Raw genomic sequence first — 341 nt, 5'->3', positions numbered from 1 at the left:
GCGGCGCGCGCGGACCGGCCGCCGCTGCGGCAGATCACGTAGACCGGCTGGTCGTCGGGCAGGTCGTCGAGTTCGCCGACCCGCGCGGGCAGTTCACCCATCGGGATGTGCTTGGCGCCAGGGGCGTGCCCGGCGGCCCACTCGTCGTCCTCGCGGACGTCGAGCAGCGCGACGCCGTCCTTCGGCAGATCACGGACGGCGACGGTCGGGATGTCAGCAGGGCTCACCACCCTGCCATCCTCGCATCCCGTCCCGTTGCGCGCGCGTGAAGAGGCACTCAGTGCCGGACGGCCTTTTCCGCCCCGGCGCCGGTGAGCGAGCGGACCTCCATCTCGGCGTAC

The 341-nt window shown here is 73.0% G+C and carries 1 protein-coding gene; it reads right to left on the bottom strand.

The window, feature by feature from the left end:
- A partial coding sequence (locus tag AVR91_RS42300) for a rhodanese-like domain-containing protein (RefSeq protein ID WP_083737970.1) occupies positions 1-230 on the bottom strand: 230 nt, incomplete at its 3' end.
- Positions 231-341: the final 111 nt, after the last annotated feature.

The sequence above is a fragment of the Amycolatopsis keratiniphila subsp. keratiniphila genome, from assembly GCF_001620365.2.
GTDB lineage: Bacteria > Actinomycetota > Actinomycetes > Mycobacteriales > Pseudonocardiaceae > Amycolatopsis > Amycolatopsis keratiniphila.
This window is presented reverse-complemented; position numbering and strand designations above follow the sequence as displayed.